This window comes from Paucihalobacter sp. (assembly GCF_036825875.1).
Classification (GTDB): Bacteria; Bacteroidota; Bacteroidia; order Flavobacteriales; family Flavobacteriaceae; genus Paucihalobacter.
Genome location: NZ_DAISXK010000001.1, coordinates 40,449 through 66,976, shown reverse-complemented (window position 1 = coordinate 66,976; position 26,528 = coordinate 40,449). Strand labels below are relative to the sequence as shown.

Below are 26,528 nucleotides of genomic sequence, written 5' to 3'. Positions count from 1 at the left end.
AAAAACCTACCCCTTCAACCAAGCGGCTCTTAAAGCCAACTGTGCCTCACTTGGTGTTTCAACCGACTGTAATTTAACACCTTTAGAATAAGCTTCAGTAAGCGTTGCTTTTAAAGTAAATGGTTCGCTAGCGCGTTCTAGTTCTAATTCTATTTCCATGCCGGGTTGCCACATATACATTTGTCCCAAGATCATTTGGGCTGCTTCCATGGTAAGTTCGGTGCCGTTAACCTTTTTTATGACATCATTGGCTTGAATGTCTTGCGAAGCCCAGAACGAATTTTGTAGTGCCAGCTCACTGAAATAAATTTCGCCAGTTTGTTGGTTAGCGCCAAAAATGAAGGCTTGTCCACTTTGAATATAATTGGTTTTGACTTGTTCTTCAGCTAACACCAATCCTACTTTTTCAAAGAAATCACCGTAATTAATAGGTGTTGTTCCTTCTACATGGGTTTTTAGGAAATCACCAACTTCTGGATAGGTCATTGCTGTGATTTCAGCAATTAAATCGTCATCGGTAAATGGTTTATTTTTGCCGTATTTTAAAGATAGTTCTTTCATAAGCGACAACATACTGCGCTGACCGTTGCTTTGCTCACGCATTAAAATATCAATGCACATGCCTATTAAAGCCCCTTTTTGATACACGTTGTAATAATTAGAAGCATAAGGTTCTTCCAATACATTTTCACTCATGGTGGTGAAACTCATGGCATCGTCCATGGTTAAAGAAGAGGTTATTTTCGATACCATTTCAGCGTAAAACTCATCTTCGGTTACCAAGCCCTTATAGACTTGAAAATGCTGGGCAAAATATTCGGTCACGCCTTCATACATCCACAAATGTTTTGAAAAGGTTGGCTCGTTATAATCGAAGTAATGCACGTCTTCAGAATGAACCGATAACGGCGTTACAATATGAAAAAACTCATGTGCTACAATATCGGTGATAGATTTTGATAGTGAATTAGCATCCATAGCTTCGGGCATTACCACTACGGTTGATGTATGGTGCTCTAAGGCTCCAAATCCTTTAGGTTCCTCTGGGCCTTGACCCGCGAGGTAAATATAAATATCGTAGCGTGGTGTGCTGTCAATATCCCCTAAGTAGGCTTTTTGGCCTTCCATCATTTTCACAACGGTTTCCTTTAAGCTAGTGGCTGAATGTACTTTGTTTGGCGAATACACGCTGAGTACGATATTAATATCTCCTACTTTGAAAGTTTCAACATCTAAATCACCGTACATCATAGGGTTGTCGGTGATATCAAAATAACGTGGCGCATAATAGGAAGTCGTGATGGTTTTACCATCGGCCGAGGTGGAACTTCCTGTTTCTTGCAACGCAGAAGTTCTAACAAAATCGGCTGGTGCTGCAATATCTAAGGTGTATTGTGCTGATTTAAGGTGATCGAAATACCCTATAAAACCATGTAGGTTTAGCACGTAATTATCTTCTTGAATGTTGGTGCCCGCAGGCGAAAACGGTTGCTCACCGCCGATACCACCACCTGCTTCAATATCAAAGGTGTCATTAACATAATATTCAATTTTATCGAGTTTGGTGGCATCGCTCACAGACCATGAATTCTCATCAATCTTATTTACTGTCAAAGGATTACCATTATAATCTAAAGCCACCAAATCATCTATATACTTTCCAAAATCACTTACAGAATAAGTACCTTGAACAACTCTTGGCAAGCGATATACCACTTCGTCCAGGGTAATTCTGCCTGGGTTGATCACAACAGGCGCTTTGTCGTCCTTGACTTCCATTAGGTTAATACTGGTAACAATGGGATTGCTAACATCTAAATCGTTGGTGGTTTTTACGGTTGATTTACAGCCCACCAATGCCGCGGCGAGTATAAAGGAATAAATAAATGATTTCATAAAATGGATTTAAAATTTGTTGTATGTGACGGGCAAAGCTACAATTCGTTACAAAATTGGCTAGAAAAACTTATGTTAATTTATTCCTTTTTATACTTTTATGCCATGAATGAAGCCTTAGTTAGCATCCTCACACCTTTTAAAAATACCGAAGCTTTTATTGCGGAATGCCTAGACTCAATTGTGGCCCAAACCTACTGCGGTTGGGAGCTAATTATTGTAAATGACCATTCCACCGACAATAGTTATAACATAGTTCATGATTACGCCCAGAAAGACAAGCGTATCAAACTAATCCGCAATGAAGACCATGGCATCATAGAAGCTTTGAGAACAGCGTTTAAAAATAGTACTGGCGATTACATCACCCGAATGGATAGCGATGATATTATGTCGCCCCAAAAGTTAGAAACCATGACGGCACAATTGCAATCACATGGTTCTGGACACATCGCCTTGGGAATGGTTAACTATTTTAGTGACGCTGGTATAAGTGATGGTTACAGTCGTTATGAAAAATGGTTAAATGAATTAACGCAGAAAGGTGATAATTTTTCTGATATATATAAGGAATGCGTCATCGCCTCACCTTGCTGGATGGTACATAGATTTGATTTAATTGCCTGTGGTGCTTTTGAACCCAACCGCTATCCTGAAGATTACGATTTAACCTTTCGGTTTTACGAAAGTGGGTTGATTTGTTTGCCGTCGGACCAAATCTTGCATTACTGGCGCGATTACAGCTGGCGAACGTCTAGAACGCACGAGCATTACGCCTTGAATTACTTTTTAGACATTAAACTACATTATTTTTTAAAATTGAATTATGATGCCAACAGACCATTGGTTGTTTTAGGTGCTGGCTATAAAGGAAAAACCATTGCTACATATCTAATCGAACACAACATTGAGTTTTATTGGATTTGCGACAATCCTAGAAAAATCGGGATAAAAATATACGATACTTTACTGTATGATTATCCAACCATCGACACACTTGAAAACCCCCAGATAATTGTTTCCGTGGCGAATGATGAGGCTCAGAAAGAGATTAAGACCTTGTTTAAAGCCAAGGCCTTAGAGGCGATGAAGGATTACTTCTTTTTCTGTTAGGCGCAATTAAACGTTAAATTTCTCCAAAGCATTTTATTGACTTAAAAGCCTAATCCTTATCTTTCCGCTATTAAATTTCAGTTTATAAGTTATGGGCTGGACACACCTTCGCCCTTGTCGATTAAAAAATACGTAGTTTTGACTATTAATTAAAACGCATGCAATTTAAACACCCTGAACTTCTCTACGCATTATTATTACTGCTCATTCCTATATTGATACATTTATTTCAATTGCGCAGATTTAAAAAAGTAGCGTTTACCAATGTCAAGTTTTTAAAAGATATAGAAGTTCAAACGCGTAAAAGTTCACAATTAAAAAAATGGCTTATTTTACTCACCCGCATGTTCTTGCTAGCTTGTGTTGTAATCGCTTTTGCACAGCCCTACACCACCAATTCCGATGATTTTAAAGCGAGTCAAGAAACAGTTATTTACCTTGATAATTCCTTTAGCATGCAGGCCAAAGGCAAAAATGGTTCTATATTGAATACCGCCATTACCTCGCTACTTGAAACACTGCCAGAAACAGAGAAAATTTCACTGTTCACTAATAATCAAACTTTTGTAAATACCACACTAAAAGCCATAAAAAACGACCTGATACAATTGGAATACAGTAGCGAACAATTACCATACAGCGCTGTATTACTCAACAGTGAGCGTTTGTTTAGCAAGGAAGCTGAAACTCAGAAAAACCTGTTATTCATATCTGATTTTCAACAGCAAGACGAAGCATTTAGCAATCCACTAGAGGCCAACATAAAAGTGAACGCCATTCAATTACAACCCCAAGAAGTCGCGAACGTGAGTATTGACAGTGTGGCCGTGCAGATGAACGGAAGCGAAACCATGAATCTGGAGGTTTTTTTAAGTCAGCAAGGTGATGCCTATGAAGAGTTGGCTGTGTCCTTATTTAACGATGAAGTTTTAGTGACGAAAACAGCAGTCGATTTTAGCTTAGGCAATACCGTTGTTTTCACCATTCCAGCCAATGAATTGTTTAAAGGCAAGTTGTTGATTGAAGATGAGCACTTAAGTTTTGATAACGATTTTTATTTCAATTTAAACACGATGAACCTGATAAATGTGCTCGGCATTTCAGATGCTGATGACCGATTTTTATTCAGAATTTACCAAGAAGACAGGTTCGATTTTACTGCCGCCTCGCTTCAAAACCTCAACTATAGTTTGATATCCAATCAAAATCTGGTAGTATTAAACGAGCTTGAGAGCATTCCTGAAAACTTAATTACTGTTTTAGCAACCTTTGTGAACAACAACGGACATTTAGTTGTGATTCCTGCAGCAAACTCCGACCTGAATAGTTATAACAAGTTACTGAGCCTAATTAATGTTGGATCATACGGTAGGCTCATCACCAACGAAAAGCGCATCACCAACATTAATTTTTCACATCCGTTGCTAAACAATGTGTTTGACAAATCGGTGGATAATTTTCAATACCCAAAAGTAGATCGGTTTTATAGTCAAGGAATGGGAAGTAGTGCGGTGTTGCGTTTTGAGGACGGTAATTCCTTTTTGCAGCAATACAATACCAGTTACGTATTTACAGCGCCTATTAGTGCAGACTATTCTAACTTTAAACAGTCGCCACTGATTGTGCCAGTGTTTTACAATATTGGAGAACGCAGTTTAAAATTACCCAGACTCTATTATACCATCGGCAATACCAATACAATCGACATAGCCGCCTCGGTTGGTACAGATGAAATTCTCACCTTAAATAATGAGGAAACCGCCGTCATACCGATGCAGCAGGCTTTTAATCAAAAAGTGAGTATCACCACCGATGAGTTTCCGGCAAGCTCTGGCATTGTTGATGTCAAGCAAAAAGACCAAATACTTGGGCAGTTAAGTTATAATTATAGTCGCAAGGAAAGTGACTTGCGCTATTTGAATATGAAAGATTATAAAGATCTTAATTATTACCAAACGGTGACAGCCGCGATTGATAGCATAAAAAGTGCCACAAACATCAATGCTTTATGGAAATGGTTTGTTATTTTTGCCTTGTGCTTTTTAGTACTTGAATTGCTGATCTTAAAATATTTTAAATGAACGTACTCATAAAATCAGCCACGGTTCTAGATTCCTCCAGCGAATTTCACAACCAAACTGTTGATATTCTTATTGAAAAAGGCGTCATTACCAACATCGCTAAACAGCTAGACAATCCGAAAAATTACAAAACCTTAAGTTTACCCAACCTTCATGTATCGCAAGGCTGGTTTGACAGTAGCGTAAGTTTTGGCGAACCAGGTTATGAAGAACGTGAAACTATAGCTAACGGACTCAAAACAGCAGCGCTTTCAGGGTTTACGGCAATAGCATTAAATGCCAACACCAATCCAGTAACGGATAACAAATCCAGTGTTAATTACTTAAAAGCACAGGCAGCAAATAGCCCTGTAAACCTTAATGTAGTTGGTGCTTTAACCAAACAATCAAAAGGTGAAGATTTAGCTGAATTGTTCGATATGCATACCGCTGGTGCCAAAGCATTCTACGATTATCAGCACGCAGTATCCAATCCAAATGTTTTAAAAATAGCATTACAATACGCCTCCAATTTTGATGGCTTGGTGTGTTCCTTCCCGCAGGAATCGAAAATTTCAGGCCAAGGTGTCATGAATGAAGATATTACCAGTACTTCCTTAGGTTTAAAAGGAAATCCCCCATTAGCCGAAGCACTCCAAGTAGCCAGAGATTTATATCTGTTGGAATATACCAACGGAAAATTACATATCCCTTGTATCTCTACAGCCGAATCGGTTAAACTCATAAAAGCAGCCAAAAAGCAGCACTTAAACGTGACCTGTAGCGTACCCATTCACAACTTGTACTTCACCGACGAAGCCTTACACGATTTTGACACCAACTTTAAACTCTTACCACCATTACGAAACAAAAAAGACATAGCAGCATTAAAAAAAGGATTGGAAGATGGCACCATCGATTTGGTAACCTCCGACCACAACCCTATTGATATTGAACACAAGAAAATTGAATTCGACCACGCCTTGTTTGGCACTATCGGTTTAGAATCAGCTTTTAGTGCCCTGAATACCTTATTTGATACCACCACAGCGGTTTCCTTATTAACCAAAGGAAAATCTATTTACGGAATAATGCAACACACCATAGCGATTGGGCAAACTGCTGATCTTAGCTTGTTCAATCCAAAGCCTAAATACCAATTTGAGACCTCGCATATTCACAGCTGTTCCAGTAATTCAGTATTCTTAAAATCTGAGTTAAAAGGAACGGTTTATGGGGTGTATGCAAAAGGGCAATTGATGGTAAAATAAAAGCAAAATATTAAATTTAATTAAATAGTTCTTATTTTGAGAACTATTTGCTACTTTTGTGACATAATTTGGCTAATGAAACGGATTATTGCAAAAAAAACGTTGGTTGATTTTTGGAGATTACATCCTGATTCGGAACAATATCTTAAAACTTGGTATGACATTGCTAGAAGTTCGAAATGGCATAATCCAAACGATATCAAACAAACATATAACGGTGCAAGTATCCTTAAAAATAGTCGGGTAGTTTTTAACATTAAAGGAAATTCATACCGTCTTGTAGTCAGGTTTAATTATGAAAGACAGTGGGCGTTTATTCGTTTCATTGGCACGCATGCTGCATATGACAACATTGACGCCAACAAAATTTAATTAAATAAATATGAATTTGAAGCCTATTAAATCGGAAAAAGATTATCAAAATGCACTACAACGATTACATGTAATTTTTGATGCGCCATCTGAAAGTAAACTAGGAGACGAGGCCGAAATCTTGTCTATGCTTATTGAAAATTATGAAAATGAGCACTATCCCATTGAGGCTCCAGATCCAATTGAAGCCATTAAAATACGAATGGAAGAGCTTAACCTACGGCAGAAGGATTTAATCGGAATTATTGGAGGCAAAAGCCGTGTTTCGGAAATATTAAATCGCAAAAAAAAATTAACCGTGGATATGATAAGAGAACTGGAGCGTTTATTAGATATTTCAGCTTCAGTTTTAGTAATTAATTACGACCTTGTAAAGAAATAAATCGAAGTAGATTATTCAATAAATTCATCCATCTTATAGCTTTAATTAATTAAAATGTTATTACGGATATTGCTCTTAAATGATTCAAAAAGATATTGATAAATGACTCAAAACACCATTATTAAAGAAGGTAAAACCTTAGCCATCGTCAATTACTTTACGATTTTCGGTTTACTCATTGCCGTGAGTCTTAATATAGAGAAGCGCAATCCGTTTGTGTTTTTTCATGCCAGGCAAATGATTGGACTTATCATAATGGTAGCCTTTTCCAATATTTGTGAAAAGTATGTTGATTCCATTTTTGGAACCATTTTATACTTCATCACTTTTGCGGCTTGGGTGCATAGTTTATTGGGCGCTATCAACGGTAAATACCAACTCATTCCCTATTTGGGTCCCATCTTTCAAGATTGGTTTAAAAGTTTAAAATAATATGGCAAAAACACTTAGTTTAGAACACGTAGTAAGACCTTCAAAAATGGCTAGAAAAGCGCCATTGGTAATCTTATGTCACGGTTATGGCAGCGATGAAAATGACCTCTTCAGTTTTGCCACCGAATTAAATGACAACTACTGCATTGTATCCTTACGCGCACCCTTATCTATGCCACCGTTTGGCAATGCTTGGTATGAGATTAATTTTGATAACGAGCAGGGAAAATGGAGCGATGATGAACAAGCCAAAGTGGCGCGTGACCTAATCGCCAAATGCATTGATGAAGCAGTTGAAGCTTATGATGCCGATGCTAACAACGTTACCTTGATAGGGTTTAGCCAAGGTACCATATTAAGTTTGGCAGTGGCACTCACCTACCCTGAAAAAATAAAAAATGTCGTTGCTTTAAGCGGTTATATAAATACTGGTATTATTGCTGAAGATTTTACAGCTAAAAACTACGCCAAACTCAATATATTTTGTTCTCATGGTAGTGCCGATCAGGTAATTCCTGTAGAATGGGCTCGTAAAACAGTGCCGTTTTTAGAAGCTTTAAAAATAAATCATGTTTATAAAGAATATCCCGTAGGACATGGTGTAGCCCCTTCCAACTTCTTTGACTTTAAAACTTGGTTAGAAAAGCATACCTAATAGCCAGAATTGGTGTATAACAAATAATTCTCAACTTTAAAAAGTACGGTTTCTCCTTGAAATTCATAGCTTAAAAACAACTCGCCCCAAAACTTACCATCGGTAAAGTTTGCCAAGACCCATTTGTGGTTGACCACACGTGCCTGATTGATAATCATTTTAGTATCGGTCATAGACATATACGGCACCAACGGATGCTCATCACCTGTATAGGTATTGGTGTTGTACAAGGCATCCATAACCATCGCTTCAATGTTATCGCGGTTTAAATCTGTATCCTCAAAATAAGATAAGGCATCATCGTTATTGGTAATGGTGAACAGAGATAAATCGTAGTTGCGGTCGAATAATTTCTGAACAGAGTCTTTTAGTTTTTCAACTTGGGCTTCTTTCTTTTCGGTTTTAATACGGTAACTTTCTAATATGTTTTTAGCATTCGCATACTGGAAGATGACCAACAATATGGCGAAAATAAAAAGGTACATAAATATTCTACTTTTCATAGCAGTTTCTTTTAATTCAAAAATTATACGTTTATTTGTAAATTATCGTAGGCTAAAAAAACGTTTTTCGGTAATTTTTCTTGTACCTCATCATGAAAACCAAGTAAATGGCTAATATGGGTTAAATAGGCGCGTTCTGGGTTTACTAATTTTATAAACTCTAAAGCCTCGCTTAAGTTGAAATGCGACATATGCGATTCTTCTCTTAAGGCATTAATCACCAATACCTTTACGTTTTTTATTTTTTCGATTTCTCTAAGTTCAACCGTTTTCATATCGGTGAGGTAGGCAAAATCATTAAATCTAAAGCCAAAAACTTGCATTTCAAAATGCATACCGTTTATCGGAATTACCATTATGTTTCCTAGTTGAAAAGGATGGTTATTTTCAATTTTGTTTTTAATAACCGCTGGTGCTCCTGGGTACCTGTTTTCTGTAGCAAATATATAGGCAAATCGTTGCTCCAATTGTTGTAAAACTCGGGAATGTGCGTAAATCGGCAAAGCGCCTTGACGGTAGTTAAATGGCCTGATGTCGTCTAATCCCGCGGTATGATCGGCGTGTTCATGGGTAAAAACAATGCCGTCTATTTTAGCACAAGCGCTGTTTAACATTTGCTGCCTAAAGTCTGGGCCACAATCTACTACATAACTGTAGTGATCCCATTCAATCAAAACAGAAACGCGCAATCGTTTATCCTTTGGATTTCTGCTTAAACAAACTGGATGCGTGCTTCCAATAACAGGTACACCCTGTGAAGTTCCAGTGCCTAAAAATGTTACTTTCAATGCTGTTAAGTTTGTGCAAAAATAACTTTATTATTTTGAATGCGTGGTTTATTTGATATCTTTGTAGCATGGAAGATAGGGCCCAAAAAGACAACGAAATCACCATAAAAGGTGATCAAATAATTGAGACGATTCCCTCAATTAAGGACAAAGCATTGCGCATCAACCTAAACAGAAATATTTACGGTACTTTTTCTGAAATTGGTGCTGGTCAAGAAACTGTTAGACAGTTCTTTAGAGCTGGTGGTGCTTCTGGTACCATTGCTAAAGCTATGTCTGCTTACGATAAATCTTTTAGCGACGCTATTTACGGAATAGAAAAAGACAAACGTTACGTTACCGAGGCACGTTTGCGCAAAATGCTGAATCACGAAATTAAACTTATAGAAGAACGGATTGACCGCTCCGAAAACCCTAATAGAATATTTTTTTCGTATGCCAACACCGTAGCCACCATAGATTTCGCAAAGAAATTTAAAGGACATGGTTGGGTTGGTATCAAGTACCAATTAGAGCCTGATCAGGCTTACAATGAAATTGTGTTGCACGTTAGATTTAAAGAACATGATGCACGTTTACAGCAGGAAACACTAGGTATTCTCGGTACTAATTTAATATACAGTGCTTTTTATAAACACAACACTCCTCGTAAATTACTGCGTTATCTGTACGACCACCTGCATAAAGACCAGTTAGAAATTGATACAATTAACTTTGCAGGACCCGCATATAAAAACGTTGACAACCGACTAATGAGTTTGCAACTGGTTAAAAATGGCATGACCGATGCGGTTATGTTTGCACCAGACGGAAATAACGTGCTACCAGCGGCAGTGTTGTACAAGAAAAATATTCTCGCATTAAGAGGTAGTTTTAGACCTGTTACCAAGGTAAATATGGATATGTTTAAAAAGAGTTACGACATGTTTATCAAGGAAAATAAAGTAGATGAAAAAAACACACAAACTGTTTTTGAAATCACCTTGTCTAACTTGCGTGCAGAAGGTGAAATAGATGAACAAGATTTTATGGACAGAGCGCGTTTGCTGTGTTCATTAGGTCAGACCGTGCTAATTTCGAATTTTCAAGAGTATTATAAGCTAGTTGAATACTTTTCGTTGTACACCAAAGAACGTATAGGTTTAACCATGGGTGTCAATAATTTAGTAGATATTTTTGATGAAAAATATTACCGTCATTTAAGCGGTGGTATTTTAGAAGCTTTCGGTAAATTATTCTTTAAAGATTTAAGGGTGTATTTGTATCCGATGCTAAACGAGGATGGCAGCCTTACTACTAGTGAAAACTTAAAAGTTCACCCACGGATGAAAGAATTGTACAAATTCTTTAAATATAACGGTAAGGTGGTAGATATAACAGAATATGACGAAAAAAATCTGAAAGTCTTTTCCAGAGAAGTTTTAAGAATGATTTCTGCAGGCGAAACAGGTTGGGAAGCTATGATGCCTGAAGGTGTTGCTAATCTTATAAAAGAAAAGTCTTTGTTTGGTTATGAAGCCGAAGAGGTTATGCACGATAGCTAAATAAACAAACCCTACATAAAATCAAAAGCACGACTTAATAATTTAAATCGTGCTTTTTTATTTGGTTTAGTTCCGATTATAAAATCTGACTCGCGTGTTCTTTAGTTTTTACTTTATCAATAACGGATTCGATTACACCATTTTCGTCAATGACAAAAGTGGTTCTGTGAATACCGTCGTATTCCTTACCCATAAACTTTTTAGGTCCCCATACACCGAAAGCATTGATAACTGATAAATCTTCGTCTGCCAATAAATCGTATGGAAAGCCATATTTCTCTTTAAAACTAGCTTGACGTTTTTGGCTATCGGCACTAGCGCCTAAAATAGCATAACCATTGTCTTTAAACTTTTGGTAATTGTCACTTAAATTGCACGCTTCAGCTGTACAACCAGGCGTACTGGCTTTTGGGTAGAAAAATAAGACTAATTTCTTCCCTTTGAAATCACTTAAGGAAACTGTTTTTCCATCCTGATTAAAAGTACTAAAATTTGGTGCCTTATCTCCTGCTTTTAAATTGGTCATAATTCTTTAACTTTGATTTTTGTAAAATTACGATATATGACCAAGCGAGAAAAGGTTGAATTTGTTATAAATACGTTAAATGACTTATACCCTGAAATCCCAATTCCTTTAGACCATAAAGATCCTTACACTTTATTAATTGCAGTGCTACTTTCAGCACAAAGTACCGATGTGCGCGTCAATCAAATCACGCCTTTATTATTTGAACGTGCCAACAATCCTTATGATATGGTAAAGTTAAGCGTTGAAGAGATTAGAGCGATTATACGACCAGTTGGTTTATCGCCAATGAAAAGCAAAGGCATTTATGGGCTTTCCAAAATCTTGATTGACAAGTACGGTGGTGAGGTGCCACAAACCTATGAAGCTTTAGAAGCCCTGCCTGCGGTTGGCCATAAAACGGCAGCGGTAGTCATGTCTCAAGCCTTTGGAATTCCAGCATTTCCAGTAGACACGCATATTCATAGACTGATGTATCGTTGGAATTTCAGCAATGGTAAAAACGTGGTACAAACCGAAAAAGATGCCAAGCGTTTATTTCCGGAAGCCTTGTGGAATGATTTACACCTTCAAATTATTTGGTATGGTCGACAATATTCACCAGCGCGTGGATGGGATTTAGATAAAGATATCATTACCAAGACCATTGGTCGTAAATCGGTGTTAGACCAGTATTATAAAATAAAAAAATCCTGATTTTTCAATCAGGATTTTCTTCAATTAATTAAGAAGCGCTTCAAACTTCTTTTTATTACAATGTATAACACTTAAAGCCTTTGAATAATTAAGAATGAAATCTAATGTTTCCTTCTTTGGTTGTAGGTCATCAATTTGATTTTGAGGTTTTTCTTGAGAGTAAAGTTTTGCCATTTTCATAATTTATCGGGTTAGATAAAATTAAAACGCAACAAAACTAATATTATTATATCAATTTGTTAAAATGATATTATTTTGCTCGATTACCTTTCTTAAATTAATAAGAGCATAACGCATTCTTCCCAATGCTGTATTAATACTTACGCCCGTACGTTCGGATATTTCTTTAAAACTCATATCGTTGTACATGCGCATTACCAATACATCGCGCTGGTCTTCGGGAAGTTCATCAATTAAACGACGCACGTCTGAATCTATTTGATCTTTAATCATTCGTTTCTCTGCGTTCAAGGTAGAATCGCCTAATACCGAAAAAATACTAAACTCACCTGAGTTGTCGAATTTAGGCATGCGGTTATTTTTACGGAAATAGTCAATTACCAAATTATGCGCAATACGCATAACCCAAGGTAGAAACTTTCCTTCCTCGTTATATTTACCCAACTTTAAAGTACGAATTACTTTTATAAAAGTGTCCTGAAAAATATCTTCAGTAACATCTCTGTCTAATACTTTTGAGTAAATAAAACTGTAAATTTTCTGTTTGTGTCTGTAGACTAAGGTAGATAGTGCGTGCTCATCTCCTTCGATGTAATTACGCACTAAAACTGAATCAGTGTTAAGCTCCTGTCTCATAATCATTACTTTAAGAACAAAACTTCGTTTTGTTTGGGGTTAATAGTTTAAAGTAATTTTATAATATAGGCACTTGCTTTATTAGAATTGAGTTCAAATATAACAACAATATTTTTGGAATACCAAAAATTAAGTCGAAAATTTAACATTTTAATTGTCCTATACTCTGCTTTTTACGATGAAATACTTATCGTATCTTTGCAAAACTTGTTTTAAAAGCTGCTATGAATACTACAAATTTAGAGGTAAACCCTAAACAATATATTATTATTAAAGGTGCTAGTTTGCACAATCTCAAGCATATTGATGTTGTTATTCCGAGGCACAAACTAGTTGTTATTACAGGACTTTCTGGTTCGGGTAAGTCTAGTTTAGCCTTTGATACCTTATATGCTGAAGGACAACGACGCTACGTTGAAAGTTTGTCTAGTTATGCCCGTCAGTTTCTCGGTCGCCTTAACAAGCCCAAGGTAGATTATATCAAAGGCATTGCGCCTGCCATCGCTATTGAACAAAAGGTGAATTCTACGAATCCTAGATCGACCGTTGGCACCACTACTGAGATTTACGATTATCTTAAATTATTGTTTGCCAGAATTGGCCTTACCTATTCACCATCCACTGGTAATATTATTAAGAAGGAAACTACCAGTGATGTCATTAAGCATATTAAAACGCACGAAATAGGTGAAAAGCTTTTATTGCTTTCTCCTATTTCGCTCGAAGAAGGCAGAACATTAGAAGATAAATTAAAAGTGCTACAACAGCAAGGTTACGCGCGTATTAAGGTAAATGAAGAGGTTTTACGCATGGATCAATGTAACCTAACCACACTTAAAAACAATAATTTATATTTGGTAATAGATCGTATAATCACCAAAGATGACGACGATTTCTACAACCGTCTTGCCGATGCCGTAGAAACCGCTTTTTTTGAAGGAAAAGGTACTTGTATTGTTGAAAATTTATCGAATAACAGTAATACTTCGTTCAATAACCGATTTGAAGAAGATGGTCTTACATTTCTTGAACCCAACGTACATTTGTTTAGCTTTAACAATCCTTATGGTGCTTGCTCTAATTGCGAAGGTTATGGCGATGTGATTGGAATTGATGATGATTTAGTGATTCCTAATTCAGCCTTATCGGTGTATGAAAACGCTATTTTTCCTTGGCGTGGCGAGAGTATGAGTTGGTATCGCGACCAGTTGGTAAACAATTCACATAAATTTGACTTCCCTATACATAAGCCATATTTTCAATTAACCGCGGAACAAAAACAACTTATTTGGAATGGCAACCAATATTTTGAAGGACTCAACAGCTTTTTTGCAGAATTAGAATCTAAAGCTTATAAAATTCAAAATAGAGTGATGCTATCGCGATACCGTGGTAAAACGAAATGTAAAGTTTGTAATGGCACACGATTGCGTAAAGAGGCAAATTATTTGAAGGTTGGTAACAAAACCATTTCGGATTTAGTAGAATTACCAGTAAAAGAATTAAAAAATTTCTTTAGCAATTTAACGCTGAATGTTTACGATACACAAATCGCCAAACGCCTATTAACCGAAATACAAAACAGGCTACAATTTTTAAGTAATGTTGGTTTAGACTACCTGACTCTAAACCGCCGTTCGAATACCTTGTCGGGAGGTGAAAGTCAGCGTATAAATCTTGCTACGTCCTTGGGCAGTAGTTTGGTCGGTTCTATGTATATTTTAGATGAACCCAGTATAGGATTGCATCCAAAAGATACCGAAAAGCTCATTCAAGTTTTAAAAGTTTTAAGGGATTTAGGCAACACCGTTATTGTTGTAGAACATGACGAAGACATGATGAAGGCTTCTGACGATATTATTGACATTGGGCCGGAAGCTGGCACCCTTGGCGGTGAAGTAGTTGCACAAGGTGATTTTGAAACCATCTTAAAATCGGATTCCTTAACCGCACAATATTTAAGTGGTCGCATGTCTATTGCCATTCCTAAGAAAAGACGTTCTACAAAATATTATATAGACATTAAAGGCGCAAGAGAAAACAATTTGAAGAACATTGATGTGCGTTTCCCGTTAAATTGTTTAACGGTGATTACGGGAGTTTCTGGAAGCGGTAAAAGTACTTTGGTAAAAACATTGCTGTATCCTGCCTTGCAAAAGCAATTCACTGGTGTGAGTGATAAAATTGGTCAGTTTGATGGTATAGAAGGGAACTTTAGCAATATCAAACACGTTGAATTTGTCGATCAAAACCCCATTGGAAAGTCGTCGCGTTCAAATCCCGTTACCTATATTAAAGCCTACGACGACATCAGAGCTTTGTTTGCAGGTTTAAAACTGAGTAAGATTAGAAATTATCAAGCCAAACACTTTTCGTTCAATGTGGATGGTGGCCGTTGCGAAACCTGTAAAGGTGAAGGCGAAGTTACTATTGAAATGCAATTTATGGCCGATGTGCATCTTACTTGTGAAACTTGTAATGGCAAGCGATTTAAAAAGGAAGTGTTAGAAGTACAATTTGAAAATCACAGCATTCACGATATTTTAAATCTTACTATTGACGATGCCATTGCCTTTTTTGACAAGCACAATCAATCTAAAGTTCAAAAGAAATTACAGCCTTTACAAGATGTTGGCTTAGGTTATGTAACGTTAGGACAAAGTTCGTCCACTCTATCGGGTGGTGAGGCACAACGCATCAAATTAGCCTCGTTTTTTGGAAAAGGTAGCCAAAGTGACAATGCTTTATTTATTTTTGATGAACCTACAACGGGATTACATTTTCACGATATACAAAAGTTACTGAAATCTTTTAATGCATTGATAGAAAAAGGTCATTCTATCATCGTGATTGAGCACAATTTAGATTTGATTAAATGCGCTGATCATATTATTGACTTAGGTCCGGATGGCGGTTCTGAAGGTGGTTATTTGGTTGCTGAAGGCACCCCTGAGGAACTCGTTAAGAATAAGAAATCGGTCACCGCAAAGTTTTTAAAAGAAAAGCTTTACTAATGTTATTTTGAAACATTTGTGTGCATGTTTAGTAAAATAATAAAGCATAAAAAATTAGGAATATTGCCGTAATAGGCGTTATAAATAATAGAAAGCTAAAGCTTAATACGCCAAACTTGAAAATAGTAAGAAACACGCCCTGTCTGTAAAAGCGTTTCATGGCTAAAAACAAATACACAAATAAGGCTAAAATGAACAGTGTATTAACCAATTCGTAAATCTCCCAATTTAAATTTAGAATGGTGAATATACTTAAAACAGCAAACACAAAAGCAAAATAATAAAAGCTAAAAACCAGATGGTGCGGATAGGTACCTTTATTGAAATACAAGATTTTTAAAAACAAGGCAAACAGCGGTAACAGGAAAAATAATACAATTGGTATACTATCATAGAATGTTTGTAAAATGGTGCCACCATCTTTAGTTTTATGAAATTTTAAAAGCTGTTTAAATAGGCGTCTAGTCAAATAAGTGGCATCCGACTTTAAACCCATAAAAGCATATATTTCGTCATCAGTTTTATTTAAGGAAATTAACGAGTCCAGCTCGCGCTCCCTGTATCGCGGAAAACCATTGCTAGAAACTACTCTGGCATTGTTTCCTTTGAGCACGGAATCTATTTCCTTTAAATCTTCATCAGGAATATTTAATTGCTTTTGATTCTCCTTAAGTACTGAAGCTATTTTTTGTGTTTGAAGTGTGTCTAACTCTACACTAAATTTTTTGACTGCCTTATCAGGACTGTCTAGTAACGTCGCTTTCTGAACGGCTTTATTAACAGCTTGCACTTGCTCTCTAACACTGAATGAAAAAATAAAAAAGAAAATCACTGATATAAATAAATACATTTGGGCTGGATGCAAATACAGTAAACGCTTACCTTCTAGAAACTTCGCGGGCAAGTATCCAGGTCTAAAGATCAGCGGCACAAAACTCTTTAAAAAGCGCGCATCAAATGAAAAATAGTTTGAAATCGTATTATAAAACAAGACACCGATGGTAAGCTTATCCTCGGTTTTTTGTCCACAATGCGGACAAAACTCAAAATCATCTTCTAATTCGTAGCCACAGTTTAAGCAATGGTGCTGTTCTGATTTCATCTGTTTGAAAAAATTCTGAAAAGGGATTACAATGAAATAAAAGTAAAAAAAAATGTGCTGATTATTAATACCCTCTTTAACAATTGTATAAATTTTCTACCACTAAAATTTTTTTAATATTGATTTACAGCATCATAAACTCTATTTTCGTTTTTTGGCACGCTGTTTGTAAATTGATAAATGAGTTTAATTTAAAACCCTACAATTATGAAAAATCTAGCCTTTTTATTTACAGCGATGTTTCTTATAGGAAATACTGTAAGCGCAAGTAACAACACTTTTGAAGCCCATTCTTCAACTAATAGTTTTGTGAATGGTTATGGAAATTCTTTCATCTTTGTAGAAGGTAATATTGAATTTTCGGTGTTTCCTGATGGGCAATTCGATTTCTATTTGCCCAATTACGGACCTAATGTAAACGCTGGTTTTAATTCACCAAACGTATCTATAAGTTTCAACACTGGATTTAACTACAATCCATATGTTCAATACGACGATTTTGGTGCGGTAGTTCAGATATTACACACCCCGATTTATTATGATTACTTCGGACGTGTAAATCAAATTGGAAATGTATTTGTACACTACAATAACTTTGGAAGAATAGTACGTCTTGGAGGATTAAACGTATTCTACCGAAACAATGTATTTAGCCACTACAACGGATTTATAAATGTTTATAACAGAGGCTATGTGTACAGACCATGGCACCGTTTTTATACGATTCCTGCTTATAACTATTGCATTGTAAGACCAATCCCTTATCGCACCTATTATCAGCCAGTAAGATATACATATTATAGACCTTACACTAATAATTACCGCCATGTGGTAGATATCAATAGCCGTCGAGGACAAGCCTTAGTAAATGGCAGACGCACCAATGATGCTCGCATAAGCGACAGTTATAGAACCGATAATAACAGTCGTGTAGCTTCTAATTCAACTAGAAGAGATAATGATAACTCGGTTAGAAGCACTAATACTGACAGAAGAAATAGTAATGCTTCAACAAGACAAAACAGTACAAGAAGCACTGACAATGCTGCGACTAGACAGAATAGTACAAGAAGTAATAGCGCTGCTGTTAGGACGACTCAAACAAACAGAAATAATAATTCTGATGCGGTAAGAAACGTTCAAAGTAATAATCGTGTTAACAATAATGCCACAGTTAGACCAACAAATTCTACTACTAGAATTTCTGGTGCTAACACTGTGACAAACAACACTAGAAACATGTCTCAAGTGAACAGAAAAACAAATAATAGCAATGTACGAAAACCAAACACACAAAATTCTCGTACATCTAATAACAGCACAAGAGTTACGCAAAGTAGAAGTAATTCAAGCAATACTCAAGCTACAAGCTCAAGACGTAGCCGACAGTAAAAAAACAGAAAGTAAACATAATTTTGGTTGGTTAGTTAGAAAGTCCTGCAAGACGTATGCCTCAAAGCACCTTGTGGGATTTTCTCGTTTATAATACTCCCGTTTTATTTTTTCTTGTAAGCACGAAACACTGCTATGACGTCTTCAGAAATTTGAAACTTTATTACCATAACGGCATAACTCAAGCTTATTAAAGCCGATTTCAAAATTATATTTATTAATGGATGAAAAGGAAATTCCCAGAAGTAAAACACTATCATACTCACAACAATTATAGCAGTTAGCGCCACCGTTTTAGAAGAAATTGGTTGCACTTTAAATTTTCTATTTACATAAAAGAGTTTAAAAACATTGTACAAAACCATGGCCAAGAAAGTTGCAAAAGCAGCGCCATTGATACCAAATATTGGAATAAATATTAAATTAAATACTACCGTAGCTATTGCCAAAATAACACCCAATAATACCACTACCCTATAATATTGACTATTAAATAAGATGGCGTTATTACTTCCTAATAAACTATCAAACAATTTGGCGGCACTGATAAAAAACACCACATATAAGCCTATTGAAAATTGATTAGGAATTATTTTATACAACTGATTAATATTTAACACAATGAGTAAAAATATCAAGCCACTTACAGTGAAGAGCGTTATGGAACTTCTCAGATACAAGTTTTGAAGTTCAGGCAGGTTGTCTTCGTTTAAAAACTTAGCATTTAACGGTGCTAAAATTTGATGCATAGCGCGTTGTGGTACAGATATGACCGTTGCAATAAAAACTGCTACGCTGTAATAGGCAACTTCCTCAATGGGAATGTAATAGTTGAGCATAAACTTGTCGATGTCTAACAGCAAAGTAGCTACCGAACCCGCTATGATAATTATAGCAGAATACGAAAATACTTCTCTAAAATTAGACACCTTATGAAATCGGAGTTTTGGAAATTGAATACTAAAAGCTGTTATTTTCATAATAAGCATTCTTACTAAATATACAACTACTACCCCATTGACAAAAGCTGGAATACTCAGCCATTCTAAATGCACGGTAAACAAAAGAATCATAATGGCCAATCGGTGAAAGACTTCTTTCATAAAATTACCAAACACGGTTTGCATGTGTACCTTACTCCAGGCAAAAAATACTTCAAAGTAAGCCATGGCGATGGCTACAAGATAAATGTGTGCCACATAATCGCTAACTATGGGATTTTTTACAGACAGCGATTCCACAATCACATCAAAAGCAAGATAACCCATACCGCCGATTGGTATGATTGCCAGTAAGGGCAAAAACAGCATCATCGTTAAAAATGATTGTATAGAATGCTTGGTGCGATAGGACGAGTAATATTTAATAATGCTATTGTGTACCCCAAAGGCCATAAGTGGCATGATAATGTTGGAAGTAGACAAAATAAAAGCTACCAAACCATAATACGCATCGGTGAGAAAATGGGTGTAAAGAAACAAGGTGTTAACGGCGCCTAACCCAAAGCCCAAGTAGGTGCTGAATGTGTTTTGAATAGATTGGCTTTTAACTATTCCCATTTGATGATTTCGGATAGGCGTTTGGTAAGCATTTTACGGCTGTATTTTTCAAGTCCAATGGGGTACAATTCTAGTGTGTTATTTTGATACCGGCTAAAATACGCTAAGATATGTCTCTTTATGGTAGGCGCATCCATGGTGGTTGCATAAATCCCCGTATTGGTGTCTTTAATAAGTTTTGAAACATCAGCATCTTGCGGGCCAATCGCTAAAATTGGGGTATTCGAAACCATATATTCAAATAGTTTTCCAGGGATGATGGCTTTGGTATCTTCGGAATCTATTTCAATCAGTAGTAATACCTGAGCGCTTCGCTGTAGTTTTTGTGCTTCTTGGTGACTTAAATATCCAAGGTTTTTTGTGTAAGCTGTGAGTCCGAAGTGTTCTATAGAATCGAATACTTCATGGCTAATGATACCTGCCAGTTCTAATCGGAAGTGGTTTTTAAAATCGGTGTTGGTAGCCACCAATTCCGAAAGTACCTTCCATAAGATTTTAGGGTTGCGCTTTGATAACAAGGAACCGATATGTGCCATTACAAAATCGGATTTCTTAGGTACGATTATGGTGTCTACATTATCAAATCCGTTGGTGATAATGGAAATGGGCTGTTTGGTTTTTGTTGAAAATTCCGTTTTAGTTAGTTGACTTGTAACAACGATATGGTTGGCATTGGTTAACACCTCATGCTCTAGCCGAAGATGTTTGTTTTTAGCATATGGCATGAGCTTTAAAGCCTTGTGATATCCAATGGTAGTCCATGGATCTCTAAAATCTGCAATCCAGTTTAGCTTTAATTGTGCTTTTAACCCGAGTCCAATTAAATGCACACTGTGTGGTGGTCCGGTGGTAATAATGGTATTGATGTCGTTATTATCTAGGTATTCACGTAAAAAATCCACTGACGGTCGCACCCAGGAAGCACGTGCATCAGGAATAAAAAAGTTACCTCTTACAAACAACAGCAAGCGCTCTAAAAGCGATTGTTTTTTTTCGCTGGTTATAATTCCAGAAGACAGTGATTTGGTTTGTTTTTTAGACACTAAAGACGCAAGTGCATAGGGTTCTTTAATCGGTTGCTTTAAGATGGTGATGTTACTCGGAATTTCATTCAACAAGGTTTCATCTGTAATGGGATAGGTTGCATTTTCTGGAACGTAAACTACCGGCTCTATATCGAAATCTGGCAAATACTTTACGAATTTCAACCAACGTTGTACGCCTGGTCCACCAGCTGGCGGCCAATAATAAGCGATAATGAGTACTTTTTTAGACTTCATTTATACAACATTAACCAGACTGTTTTTATTTATCTTCCTTCTCTGGAGACCTTTTGAATTGATAGTACAATCCGCCTATCAGTAATATTCCAAATACAAAAGCGCCAGCAAGCATAATGCTACTGCCTTTTTCTACCACTTCGGGTTCAAACTTGAATTCAATGGTGTGTTGGCCGGCTTCTAAAGGTAATGCTCTCAATAGGTAATTGAGTCTATAATATGGTTGTTCATTACCATCTACTAAAACTTTCCAGCCGTTGGCATAATAAATTTCAGAAAACACTGCTAGGCTTTCGTATTGGTTATTGGATTGGTATTTAAGATAATTAGGTTTGTATTCCACCAAATTAATTACCGCAGTAGAATCGGTTTTAAAGTTGCGTTTTAAGCCTAAATCTTCGCTGGTTACGGCGATTTTCTTGTGATTTAAAGTATCTAGAGATAGCAGCACCTCATCTTCGTTAGACAAGGTTTGAACTTCGTTTACAAACCACGCATTGCCGTTGGATTCCTCATTTTTATAAGGAAAAATAGCACCTTCTTCGTTTTCAATAATAATGTATTTGGTGTTCAACATATTTAAAACATTGATGTTATTATTCAACACATAAAAATTATATACATCATTATAACGACCCAATTTAGCGGCATGATAACCCCCTAAACTATTGTGAAAATAAGAAGCCTTTGCAGGAGAACGTCGTCCATCATTACTCAAGTCAAATACTCTAAAATGGCCATCATCTTTCATGATTTCAATGTCGGCTGCATTGGCTTGATAGGGTTTATTCACTTGAATTGAGGACACGAAATTATCGTTGTTAACGTAGTTACGGTTTACCATAACCAAGTCAAAAAATATCAAAACCGCTAAGCCAATCACCGTTTTGAGTTTATCAATTTTTGAAGTCACAAATGCCAGTAAAACCCCAGCAGATAACAATACCAAAACCAAAGTTCTAATAGTATCCGAAGTAAACATCGACTTTCTATCGTCCGTTACAGCATCGATAAATTCGTTGCCATAATTCTGACGGTAAAACCCATCGTTGGCGCCTACAAAGTCTAAAAGGGCATCTTTAAATAACAAGAAGACCAGTGCAATTCCGGCAGTTACAAAAACGGTGTTTTTAAGGGCTTTAAGTTTAATTTTTTGATTATCGGTTTTAAACAACTGCTGAAGCCCCAAAATACCCAATGCCGGAACACAGAGTTCTAAAATTACTTGAATGGAACTCACGGCTCTAAATTTGTTATAAAGCGGCACGTAGTTGATAAAAAATTCTGTTAGAAATTCTAAGTTTTTTCCGTAGGATAACAATAGCGACATGATTGTTCCAGCTAGTAACCACCACTTAACGGAACCTTTTAAGAGGAACAATGCTAGCACAAATAAGAAAATAACCACGGCACCAATATAAGCTGGTGCTTCCACAATGGGCTGCGCGCCCCAATAGGTTGGTGTGCTTTTGGTAGCCTCTAATGCTTGAATTGGCGACGCACCTTGATCTTTAAAAAACTGATAGGTTTGGGATTCTTTACCTACATCTTCATAACTGCCACCTCCCATAAATCTTGGGATAAACAGGTTGAAAGTTTCAGTAATACCGTAGCTGTATTCGGTAATATATTCTTTATCTAAGCCTGTGGATTCGGGCTTGTCTGAACCATCTGGATTGACGGTGATGTCGCTTTTACCACGGGTACTTTCTTGCACATACTCTTGAGTTGCCATGAGTGGTGCTGCATTTAATACCAAGCCGATGACAACGGCAACTGATAGTATACCAACAGTTTTAAAAAAATGAGGTAGTTCTTTTTCTTTAAATGCTTTAATAAGATATGTAAGCCCTAACACTAAAACCAGCAACATTAAGTAGTAGGTCATTTGCGGATGGTTGGTACTTATTTCTAGAGCCATAGCGACCGAAGTGAGTAAAAAACCATAAATGTATTTCTTGTTAAAAGCCAACACAATACCACTCAAAACCAACGGCATATAAGCGATGGCATGAGCCTTGCTATTATGACCAACCCCGAGAATAATAATTAAATAGGTTGAAAATCCAAATGCCAAAGCGCCCAATGCTGCTAATTTAAAATCGACTTTTAGGCTTATAAGAAAAATGTAAAAGCTTATAAAATAGAGAAACAGATAATCAGCAGGACGCGGTAAAAATCTTAAAGCAGCATCTAAACTTTTGATATAATGGTTGCTATACCGCGCGCCGAGCTGGTAAGTTGGCATACCTCCAAAGGCACTGTTGGTCCAATAGGTTTCCTGATTGTTTGCAGCTTTAAAATCCTTTTGCTGTTTGCTCATGCCAATATAATGCATGATATCGCTTTGGAAAATTTCTTTTCCTTGAAGAACAGGACTAAAATAGGCTAATGATATGATTACGAAAGCAGCGATCACTGCAACGTGTTTCAGTAAACTTGAATAAGAAATGTGCATGAATAGAGTTTAAACCTTAAGGTTGAAAATTAATCAATTTCTTCGAAATCTATATATTCGCCTACCTTTTTATTTGATTTGGTTTCTTGGTCTGGCATAGAATCTATAACGGTTTTGCCTTCGTCTGTGGTTTTAGATTGGGATTGTTGCGCTTGCTGAAAAGCGTCGCCAAATTTCTTTTTCATTTTTTGAGCGGCGTATTTTAGTAACCATGGCGCCAAAATTCTCATCAATAATTTGAAGCCATAGTACATCAAAACAATGATAAGTAAGGTTTTTAAAACACCTATAAATGATGCTGTTTGAAGCATGAGATAAAAATTTTTTCAAAATTACAATACTTAGCCATGAAATAGGGTTATAATTACATAAAAATTGCATAAAATCTCTATATTTGAACACAATCCATATACAATGCAAAGACTAAAAATATACTTGATCGTGGCATTTTCTGCTTCGTTTATGATAGCTACAGCACAATATACCGAGGTAATCAATTCTAATCGCCCCGGTGTTTCGCAAAGTGCCTTCTCAGTAGGCACCAATGTGCTTCAGTTTGAAATGGGACCTTACAGCATCAATGAAAAACACACACCATTACAGTATGAAGTTGCGGGTTTTGGTATAGACTTCGCTGCACGCTATGGACTGTTTTTTGAAGAATTAGAAATACGGGTGCAAGGCAGTTATCAAAATGATACTTTTAAAGATCTTAGGTCTTCTATTCCTTCGGAAAACAGCCGTGCTAATTTTAAGAATTTCACCATTGGTGCGCAGTATTTGGTTTATGACCCTTATAAAAATGCTGGGGAAGAAAAACCTAATTTATATAGTTGGAAAGCCAACCGACAATTTAAATGGAAGTCGCTCATACCAGCTGTAGCGGTTTATACCGGTATTAATTTAGACTCGGAAAACAATCCGTTTACACCACCCGATGCCGATGGTATCAGTCCGAAAGTAGCGGTAGCCACTCAGAATAATTTTTCTGGTGGATGGGTTTTTGTGACTAATTTTATCATGAATAGAATTGGCAATGACTTCTCCGAATTTCAATACATACTTACGTTGACGCATTCCATTACGCCACAATGGGTTATTTTTGGAGAAACCCAAGGTATAAAAAGTGATTTTTATGCCGATAATCTTTTTAGATTTGGCGGTGCGTATTTGTGGACCAAAGACTTTCAGTTAGACACAGCCATTACTTTTAACACTAAAGACACGCCTTCTGTATTTAGTGTAAATTTGGGCGCGAGTTATCGTTTTGATTTCCATAAGGACAAAAAAATTGACAATGACAATGACGCGAAAGCTGAAGGTGAACGACAGTCTAATCGCAATCGTGGTAATAAGAAAGCAGTTGATTTTGATGACTCCCAAATTTAATCTATGATTATCGTAAAAGAGATCAGTTCTAAAAAGGACTTAGAAGCGTTTATTAAGTTTCCGTTTAAGTTATACAAAGACCATAAGTACTGGGTTCCGCCTATTATTTCGCAAGAGACTGAAACTTTCAACCGAAAGAAAAACCCAATTTTTAAAGATGCTGAAGCCACTTTATACCTCGCTTACAAAGGTGACGAGCTTGTGGGTAGAATTGCTGGTATTGTGAATTACTTAGAAGTGAATGACCTTAACCAAAAGAAAATGCGTTTTGGTTGGTTTGATTTTATTAACGATTTAGAAGTGAGTAAAGCGCTTTTAGAAACGATTGAAACTTATGGCAAAACAAAGCTACTAGAGTATTGCGAAGGTCCAGTTGGATTTTCTAATTTAGACAAGGTTGGTATTGTAACGGAAGGCTTTGAAGCCGTTGGTCCTATGATTACTTGGTACAACCACGACTATTATTTAAAACATTATACCGCGCACGGTTACCATAAAGCAAAAGGATACATTGAAAGTATTTTCTCGTTTAATAATGTGGATCCTAATTTGTTTGTTAAAGCCCAGGAACTAATCAAACGCCGATACCAGCTCAAGTCCATCACTTTTAGCAATACCAAAGACATCATGCCTTATGTGGATAAAATGTTTGATTTGTTTAACACCTCGTACTCGGCATTGTCGTCTTTTGTGAAGATATCGGATATACAAAAGACTTATTTTAAGAAGAAATTTATTCCTTTTGTCAATCCTGAGTATGTAAAGTTTGTGGTAGATAAGGATGATAATTTGATTGCTTTTGCTATTGTGATGCCATCCTTTTCGGAGGCTATTCAAAAAACAAAAGGAAAGCTGTTTCCATTTGGGTTTACACATATTTTGAAAGCCAAGAAGCACAGCAAAACGGTTGTTTTTTATTTAATAGGAATTCATCCTGAGTATCAAAATAAGGGCGTGACGGCTATTATTTTTGATGAGTATTATAAAACTTTTAAGGAAAAAGGAATAGAGACGTGTATTAGAACCCCGGAATTGGAAGACAATATGGCTATACAACAGTTGTGGAAACATTTTGATCCGAAGGTTTATCGGAAACGACAGACGATGCGGAAGGATTTTTAAAGTGTCTCTCTGATGGCATTGATAGGCGCAGATTATTTATTATCACTTATGACGCGGATGGCACGCACGGATTTACGCGGATTCTTTTTCTCACGGATATCACTGATAGGCACGGATGCTTTTTGACACGGATAGGAACGGATTTTTTTTCTGGAAGC

24 protein-coding genes are annotated in these 26,528 nt (G+C 36.6%); 13 read left to right on the top strand and 11 right to left on the bottom strand.

The window, feature by feature from the left end; all coding sequences use genetic code 11:
- Positions 1–6: 6 nt before the first annotated feature.
- A complete protein-coding gene (locus V7Z48_RS00330) occupies positions 7–1,896 on the bottom strand; it encodes a M61 family metallopeptidase (protein WP_334111385.1) in 1,890 nt (629 codons plus the stop codon).
- Positions 1,897–1,899: 3 nt separating this feature from the next.
- Between V7Z48_RS00330 and V7Z48_RS00325 the strand changes: the two genes are divergently transcribed.
- The 7 genes from V7Z48_RS00325 to V7Z48_RS00295 all read left to right on the top strand — a co-directional run bounded on the left by V7Z48_RS00325 (position 1,900) and on the right by V7Z48_RS00295 (position 8,181).
- Entirely contained in the window at positions 1,900–3,009 is a 1,110-nt protein-coding gene (locus V7Z48_RS00325; protein WP_334111384.1) for a glycosyltransferase, read from the top strand.
- A 158-nt stretch (positions 3,010–3,167) separates the two neighbouring features.
- Complete coding sequence (locus tag V7Z48_RS00320; protein WP_334111383.1) at positions 3,168–5,090, top strand: BatA domain-containing protein; 1,923 nt, start codon at positions 3,168–3,170, stop codon at positions 5,088–5,090.
- Positions 5,087–6,340 (top strand): dihydroorotase, encoded by a 1,254-nt coding sequence (locus V7Z48_RS00315; protein ID WP_334111382.1) that lies wholly within the window; start codon positions 5,087–5,089, stop codon positions 6,338–6,340. Before V7Z48_RS00320 ends, V7Z48_RS00315 begins: the two co-directional genes overlap by 4 nt.
- Before the next feature lie 75 nt (positions 6,341–6,415).
- The gene (locus tag V7Z48_RS00310; protein ID WP_334111381.1) at positions 6,416–6,712 is read left to right on the top strand and encodes a type II toxin-antitoxin system HigB family toxin; all 297 of its coding nucleotides are present in this window, start codon (positions 6,416–6,418) and stop codon (positions 6,710–6,712) included.
- A 10-nt stretch (positions 6,713–6,722) separates the two neighbouring features.
- Complete coding sequence (locus V7Z48_RS00305) at positions 6,723–7,094, top strand: helix-turn-helix domain-containing protein (protein WP_334111380.1); 372 nt, start codon at positions 6,723–6,725, stop codon at positions 7,092–7,094.
- 102 nt (positions 7,095–7,196) lie between these two features.
- Complete coding sequence (locus tag V7Z48_RS00300; protein WP_334111379.1) at positions 7,197–7,526, top strand: hypothetical protein; 330 nt, start codon at positions 7,197–7,199, stop codon at positions 7,524–7,526.
- Position 7,527: 1 nt separating this feature from the next.
- Complete coding sequence (locus V7Z48_RS00295) at positions 7,528–8,181, top strand: alpha/beta hydrolase (protein WP_334111378.1); 654 nt, start codon at positions 7,528–7,530, stop codon at positions 8,179–8,181.
- Here the strand turns inward: V7Z48_RS00295 and V7Z48_RS00290 are convergent.
- On the bottom strand, positions 8,178–8,684 hold the full coding sequence (locus tag V7Z48_RS00290) for a hydrolase (RefSeq protein WP_334111377.1): 507 nt from the start codon (positions 8,682–8,684) through the stop codon (positions 8,178–8,180). The two genes, V7Z48_RS00295 and V7Z48_RS00290, sit on opposite strands and share 4 nt — an antisense overlap.
- 23 nt (positions 8,685–8,707) lie before the next feature.
- A complete protein-coding gene (locus V7Z48_RS00285) occupies positions 8,708–9,472 on the bottom strand; it encodes an MBL fold metallo-hydrolase (RefSeq protein ID WP_334111376.1) in 765 nt (254 codons plus the stop codon).
- A 68-nt stretch (positions 9,473–9,540) separates the two neighbouring features.
- Here V7Z48_RS00285 and V7Z48_RS00280 point away from each other — a divergent pair, with 68 nt between their 5' ends.
- Positions 9,541–11,016 (top strand): TonB-dependent receptor, encoded by a 1,476-nt coding sequence (locus V7Z48_RS00280; RefSeq protein ID WP_334111375.1) that lies wholly within the window; start codon positions 9,541–9,543, stop codon positions 11,014–11,016.
- Between the two features lie 76 nt (positions 11,017–11,092).
- Here V7Z48_RS00280 and bcp read toward each other — a convergent pair whose 3' ends face one another.
- Complete coding sequence (gene bcp, locus V7Z48_RS00275; protein WP_334111374.1) at positions 11,093–11,542, bottom strand: thioredoxin-dependent thiol peroxidase; 450 nt, start codon at positions 11,540–11,542, stop codon at positions 11,093–11,095.
- A gap of 36 nt (positions 11,543–11,578) precedes the next feature.
- Here bcp and V7Z48_RS00270 point away from each other — a divergent pair, with 36 nt between their 5' ends.
- Positions 11,579–12,238, top strand: a complete 660-nt coding sequence (locus tag V7Z48_RS00270; protein WP_334111373.1) for an endonuclease III domain-containing protein — start codon at positions 11,579–11,581, stop codon at positions 12,236–12,238.
- Positions 12,239–12,262: 24 nt separating this feature from the next.
- On the opposite strand, the gene V7Z48_RS00265 is transcribed toward V7Z48_RS00270, so the two are convergent.
- A complete protein-coding gene (locus V7Z48_RS00265; protein ID WP_334111372.1) occupies positions 12,263–12,412 on the bottom strand; it encodes a hypothetical protein in 150 nt (49 codons plus the stop codon).
- Between the two features lie 57 nt (positions 12,413–12,469).
- The gene (locus V7Z48_RS00260) at positions 12,470–13,054 is read right to left on the bottom strand and encodes an RNA polymerase sigma factor (protein WP_334111371.1); all 585 of its coding nucleotides are present in this window, start codon (positions 13,052–13,054) and stop codon (positions 12,470–12,472) included.
- A 224-nt stretch (positions 13,055–13,278) separates the two neighbouring features.
- On the opposite strand from V7Z48_RS00260, the gene uvrA reads away from it, so the two are divergent.
- On the top strand, positions 13,279–16,068 hold the full coding sequence (gene uvrA, locus V7Z48_RS00255; protein WP_334111370.1) for an excinuclease ABC subunit UvrA: 2,790 nt from the start codon (positions 13,279–13,281) through the stop codon (positions 16,066–16,068).
- 28 nt (positions 16,069–16,096) lie between these two features.
- Here uvrA and V7Z48_RS00250 read toward each other — a convergent pair whose 3' ends face one another.
- Positions 16,097–17,170, bottom strand: coding sequence for a DUF3667 domain-containing protein (locus V7Z48_RS00250; protein WP_334111369.1), 1,074 nt, complete (start codon positions 17,168–17,170; stop codon positions 16,097–16,099).
- A 207-nt stretch (positions 17,171–17,377) separates the two neighbouring features.
- On the opposite strand from V7Z48_RS00250, the gene V7Z48_RS00245 reads away from it, so the two are divergent.
- Positions 17,378–18,562, top strand: a complete 1,185-nt coding sequence (locus V7Z48_RS00245) for a hypothetical protein (RefSeq protein WP_334111368.1) — start codon at positions 17,378–17,380, stop codon at positions 18,560–18,562.
- 104 nt (positions 18,563–18,666) lie between these two features.
- On the opposite strand, the gene V7Z48_RS00240 is transcribed toward V7Z48_RS00245, so the two are convergent.
- From V7Z48_RS00240 to V7Z48_RS00225, 4 genes are read right to left on the bottom strand one after another with little or no spacing between them, the layout of a single operon-like run.
- Positions 18,667–20,121: an oligosaccharide flippase family protein gene (locus tag V7Z48_RS00240; protein WP_334111367.1), complete on the bottom strand. Its 1,455-nt coding sequence runs from the start codon at positions 20,119–20,121 to the stop codon at positions 18,667–18,669.
- Positions 20,112–21,401, bottom strand: coding sequence for a glycosyl transferase family 1 (locus V7Z48_RS00235; protein WP_334111366.1), 1,290 nt, complete (start codon positions 21,399–21,401; stop codon positions 20,112–20,114). The genes V7Z48_RS00240 and V7Z48_RS00235 overlap by 10 nt, the downstream gene beginning before the upstream one ends.
- Positions 21,402–21,426: 25 nt before the next feature.
- Positions 21,427–23,859 (bottom strand): YfhO family protein, encoded by a 2,433-nt coding sequence (locus V7Z48_RS00230; protein WP_334111365.1) that lies wholly within the window; start codon positions 23,857–23,859, stop codon positions 21,427–21,429.
- A 29-nt stretch (positions 23,860–23,888) separates the two neighbouring features.
- The gene (locus V7Z48_RS00225; RefSeq protein ID WP_334111364.1) at positions 23,889–24,170 is read right to left on the bottom strand and encodes a DUF4834 family protein; all 282 of its coding nucleotides are present in this window, start codon (positions 24,168–24,170) and stop codon (positions 23,889–23,891) included.
- A gap of 103 nt (positions 24,171–24,273) precedes the next feature.
- On the opposite strand from V7Z48_RS00225, the gene V7Z48_RS00220 reads away from it, so the two are divergent.
- Together V7Z48_RS00220 and V7Z48_RS00215 are read left to right on the top strand one after the other, a co-directional pair.
- Entirely contained in the window at positions 24,274–25,248 is a 975-nt protein-coding gene (locus tag V7Z48_RS00220) for a transporter (protein WP_334111363.1), read from the top strand.
- 3 nt (positions 25,249–25,251) lie between these two features.
- On the top strand, positions 25,252–26,370 hold the full coding sequence (locus V7Z48_RS00215) for a GTP cyclohydrolase (protein ID WP_334111362.1): 1,119 nt from the start codon (positions 25,252–25,254) through the stop codon (positions 26,368–26,370).
- The last annotated feature ends 158 nt before the right edge of the window (positions 26,371–26,528 follow it).

Coding starts and splice junctions, on each gene's coding strand:
- V7Z48_RS00330 (WP_334111385.1), bottom strand. CDS start 1,896: ATGAAATCATTTATTTATTCCTTTATACTCGCCGCGGCATTGGTGGGC.
- V7Z48_RS00325 (WP_334111384.1), top strand. CDS start 1,900: ATGGATTTAAAATTTGTTGTATGTGACGGGCAAAGCTACAATTCGTTA.
- V7Z48_RS00320 (WP_334111383.1), top strand. CDS start 3,168: ATGCAATTTAAACACCCTGAACTTCTCTACGCATTATTATTACTGCTC.
- V7Z48_RS00315 (WP_334111382.1), top strand. CDS start 5,087: ATGAACGTACTCATAAAATCAGCCACGGTTCTAGATTCCTCCAGCGAA.
- V7Z48_RS00310 (WP_334111381.1), top strand. CDS start 6,416: ATGAAACGGATTATTGCAAAAAAAACGTTGGTTGATTTTTGGAGATTA.
- V7Z48_RS00305 (WP_334111380.1), top strand. CDS start 6,723: ATGAATTTGAAGCCTATTAAATCGGAAAAAGATTATCAAAATGCACTA.
- V7Z48_RS00300 (WP_334111379.1), top strand. CDS start 7,197: ATGACTCAAAACACCATTATTAAAGAAGGTAAAACCTTAGCCATCGTC.
- V7Z48_RS00295 (WP_334111378.1), top strand. CDS start 7,528: ATGGCAAAAACACTTAGTTTAGAACACGTAGTAAGACCTTCAAAAATG.
- V7Z48_RS00290 (WP_334111377.1), bottom strand. CDS start 8,684: ATGAAAAGTAGAATATTTATGTACCTTTTTATTTTCGCCATATTGTTG.
- V7Z48_RS00280 (WP_334111375.1), top strand. CDS start 9,541: ATGGAAGATAGGGCCCAAAAAGACAACGAAATCACCATAAAAGGTGAT.
- bcp (WP_334111374.1), bottom strand. CDS start 11,542: ATGACCAATTTAAAAGCAGGAGATAAGGCACCAAATTTTAGTACTTTT.
- V7Z48_RS00270 (WP_334111373.1), top strand. CDS start 11,579: ATGACCAAGCGAGAAAAGGTTGAATTTGTTATAAATACGTTAAATGAC.
- V7Z48_RS00265 (WP_334111372.1), bottom strand. CDS start 12,412: ATGGCAAAACTTTACTCTCAAGAAAAACCTCAAAATCAAATTGATGAC.
- V7Z48_RS00260 (WP_334111371.1), bottom strand. CDS start 13,054: ATGAGACAGGAGCTTAACACTGATTCAGTTTTAGTGCGTAATTACATC.
- uvrA (WP_334111370.1), top strand. CDS start 13,279: ATGAATACTACAAATTTAGAGGTAAACCCTAAACAATATATTATTATT.
- V7Z48_RS00250 (WP_334111369.1), bottom strand. CDS start 17,170: ATGAAATCAGAACAGCACCATTGCTTAAACTGTGGCTACGAATTAGAA.
- V7Z48_RS00245 (WP_334111368.1), top strand. CDS start 17,378: ATGAAAAATCTAGCCTTTTTATTTACAGCGATGTTTCTTATAGGAAAT.
- V7Z48_RS00240 (WP_334111367.1), bottom strand. CDS start 20,121: ATGGGAATAGTTAAAAGCCAATCTATTCAAAACACATTCAGCACCTAC.
- V7Z48_RS00235 (WP_334111366.1), bottom strand. CDS start 21,401: ATGAAGTCTAAAAAAGTACTCATTATCGCTTATTATTGGCCGCCAGCT.
- V7Z48_RS00230 (WP_334111365.1), bottom strand. CDS start 23,859: ATGCACATTTCTTATTCAAGTTTACTGAAACACGTTGCAGTGATCGCT.
- V7Z48_RS00225 (WP_334111364.1), bottom strand. CDS start 24,170: ATGCTTCAAACAGCATCATTTATAGGTGTTTTAAAAACCTTACTTATC.
- V7Z48_RS00220 (WP_334111363.1), top strand. CDS start 24,274: ATGCAAAGACTAAAAATATACTTGATCGTGGCATTTTCTGCTTCGTTT.
- V7Z48_RS00215 (WP_334111362.1), top strand. CDS start 25,252: ATGATTATCGTAAAAGAGATCAGTTCTAAAAAGGACTTAGAAGCGTTT.